We start from the raw sequence: 3,123 nt of genomic DNA, 5'->3' as shown, positions 1-3,123 counted from the left end.
GAGGTCACGTCGACCCACATCGTCCGCGACGTCTGCACGCCGCCGGTGTCGTGGGCATGAATCATCACACCGTTCTTCCAGAGCAGCTTGCGCAGGGCGATCATGTTGCGCTTGCCGATCTGGAACCGGTCGTCCGCCTCGCTGGCACCCGCATGCGCGCCGCCCGCGACCTTCACCTGCATCCGCTCTTTTTTCGCACCCAGCTTGTAGCACTCCTTGAACAGGAGCGGCACCCCGCTGTCCACGAACATCGCGGGCTTGTCCGCCATCTTCTGCGGATCGATCGTACCGGTGGGCAGCATCACGTGCAGCATGCCAGCCACGCCGGCCACGGGATCGTGCACCACGATGCCGAGGCAGCTGCCGAGCGCGTACGTGATGAGACGCTCACCACCCACGTTGGAAATCTTGAGATCGGCGACGCCGACCACCCGTTCGCCGCCACGTGCGCTGGCGCGCTCGGTGACAGCCGCTGAAAGGGTTGTCCCCATGATCACTTCACATACACGGCCGGCTGCACATAACGGAACTTGTGCGCCAATCCGGTAAGACTTTCCGAGTGTCCAACGAAGAGATGTCCGCCAGGACGGAGCAGCTGCCAATACCGCTCCACGAGCTGTTGCTGGGTAGCCTTGTCGAAGTAGATCATGACGTTTCGGCAGAGAATCGCATCGAACGGTCCCTGCATCGGCCACCGTTCCATCAGGTTCAGCTTCGCGAAGTGCACAAGACGACGAAGTGGCTTCTCCGCCTCGAACACCGCACGACCATTCGGATCCTGCTTGCGTGACCAATACTTCTGCAACCAGGGCGCCGGCACATCACTCATGTTCTCGGCGGGATACACCCCGGCCTTCGCCTGTGCGAGCACGCGATGGCTGATATCAGTGGCGAGGATGCGCACATCGCGCGACGCGATGTCGGAGAAGGCCTCATTGCACAGCATCGCCAGGGTATACGGTTCCTCACCACTCGAGCAGCCGGCGCTCCAGATGCGCACCGGACCGGTCAACGTGGGGAACACGGTGTCACGCAGAAAATCAAAATGCGACGCCTCACGAAGAAAGCTGGTCTTGTTCGTCGTGAGGGCGTCGATCATCTCGGCGAATTCCCGACGCGTCGTGTCCTTCTCGATATGGTCGAGATAGGCATCGAAGTCGGGAAGGCCGAGCTTTCGGAGCCGCTTGGTGAGGCGGGCACGAACGAGTCCCTCCTTCCCTTCGCGCATGCGAATGCCGGCGTGCTCGTGGAGCACGTCGGTGATTCGCGCGAACTGCGCGGCCGTGAGTTCGCACTCGGCGAACAGCGATGAGGCAGTCGGGATGGTCATGCGGGGCTCGGTAACGGGATCGACAGGAGAGGCGCGTTACTCGGCGTGCGTCTGCGCAGCCTGAAGCGCGGCGATCTCCGCCGTGGCCAGTACCCGGTCGATGTCCAGCAGCAACTTCACGCGGCCACCGGCCTTGCCGATGCCGAGCAGGAACTCGGTACGGATGCCGGCACCGAAGCTTGGCGCGTCCTCGATGTCGGCCTCGCCGATCGCCACCACTTCACTGACGCGATCCACCACGATGCCGGTCTGGATGCCACGCATCTGCACGACGATGATGCAGCTGTCCTCCGAATCCTCGGCCCCCATCCCGAACTTCATGCGCAGATCGGTGATCGGAATGACCTTGCCGCGCAGGTTGATCACGCCGCGCACGAACTCCGGCGTACGGGGCACACGCGTGATAGGCTGCAGGCCGATGATCTCGCTGACCTTGAGGATCTCGAGACCGTATTCCTCGCCGGCCAGGAAGAACGTGAGATACTTGCCCGCGCGGGACGCGGTGATGGTCGCAACGGCGGCATTGTCAACAGACATGACCTGGAGGCTCTGCGTGCTCATGGCTCGCTCGGAAGATGAATGTGAGTCCGGAGTCGACTGACTCGTCTCCTTGATGTATCGGCGCTCCAGCGGCGGAGCTTCAGTACTCGATCCTGCGATTGTGGAGCGGGCGGCCCAGCGTTCAGGCCGCGTCCCGCTCGCGGCGCGGTGCGCCGGCTTCCACGGTCTGCGCCAACGCCAGCGTTTCGTTCACGTCGAGAATGAGGCCGACGCGCCCGTCGCCGAGAATCGCGCCGCCACTCACGCCTTCCACCTTGCCGAGGCCGTCGCCGAGTGCCTTGGCCACGACCTGCTGCTGGCCGAGCAATTCATCGACGAGTAGCGCCGTGCGCTTGTGACCATCGCCCACAATCATGAGCAGACCTTCCAGCGGACTCTCGACGGCGTTCGGCACGTCGAAGAGGCGATGCAGACGCACCACCGGCATGAGTTCGCCGCGCAGGAGCACCATCTCGCCCTTGCCCACGACGGTCGAGAGCATGCTCGGCTCGGGACGGAACGACATGTGGATGTGCGTGAGCGGTACGATGAAGCGTTCGCCGCCCACCTTCACGAGCATGCCGTCGGTCACCGCGAGGGTAAGCGGCAGGCGGATCGCGAAGGTCGTCCCCTTGCCTGGCACCGACGTGATGTCGATGCGGCCGCGAATCGCCTCGAGGTTTCGACGCACGACGTCCATGCCGACGCCGCGGCCTGAAATGTCGGTCACCTTTTCGGCGGTCGAGAACCCGGGGGCGAAGATGAGGGTGAAGACCTCACTGTCGGTCATGCCCTTGTCGCTCTCGATCAGCCCCTTCTCAATCGCCTTCTTCACGATCTTGTCGCGATGCAGACCGCGGCCGTCGTCGATGAGTTCGACCACCACGTTACCGCTCGCATGGTACGCATGGAGGCGCACCACACCGAGAGACGGCTTGCCGTTGGCGGTGCGCTCGTGCGGCGGCTCCACCCCGTGATCCACCGCGTTGCGCACCATGTGCACCAGCGGATCACCGAGGCGATCCACCATCGTCCGGTCGATTTCGACCTCGTCACCCTCGGTGACGAACTGCACCGTCTTGCCGGCCTTGGTGGCGGTGTCGCGCACCACGCGGGCGAGCTTCTGAAACGTCGGGCGCAGCGGCACCATGCGCATCGACATGGAGAGATCCTGCAGTTCGCGCACGATCTTGCCGGCGTGCGTGACCTTGCGCAGCAGTTCGTGCTGCGCGCCGTTGCTGAATCCGTCGTCA

Annotated in this window: 4 protein-coding genes; all 4 read right to left on the bottom strand. The window is 63.8% G+C overall.

Going from position 1 to position 3,123, the window contains the following annotated elements; translation table 11 throughout:
• Nucleotides 1–491 (bottom strand): chemotaxis protein CheD (locus ACIQ6O_RS15290; protein ID WP_396208641.1); only part of this gene is annotated, 491 nt, incomplete at its 3' end.
• A 2-nt stretch (nt 492–493) separates the two neighbouring features.
• Nucleotides 494–1,330, bottom strand: coding sequence for a CheR family methyltransferase (locus tag ACIQ6O_RS15285; RefSeq protein WP_396208640.1), 837 nt, complete (start codon nt 1,328–1,330; stop codon nt 494–496).
• 36 nt (nt 1,331–1,366) lie between these two features.
• Entirely contained in the window at nt 1,367–1,867 is a 501-nt protein-coding gene (locus tag ACIQ6O_RS15280; RefSeq protein ID WP_396208639.1) for a chemotaxis protein CheW, read from the bottom strand.
• Between the two features lie 145 nt (nt 1,868–2,012).
• The coding region (locus tag ACIQ6O_RS15275) for a chemotaxis protein CheA (protein WP_396208638.1) at nt 2,013–3,123 on the bottom strand (1,111 nt) is incomplete at its 5' end.

This window comes from Gemmatimonas sp., from assembly GCF_044345575.1.
Lineage (GTDB): Bacteria > Gemmatimonadota > Gemmatimonadetes > Gemmatimonadales > Gemmatimonadaceae > Gemmatimonas.
Note: the sequence above shows the minus strand (reverse complement) of the source record. Positions and strands in the feature narration are given on the sequence as shown.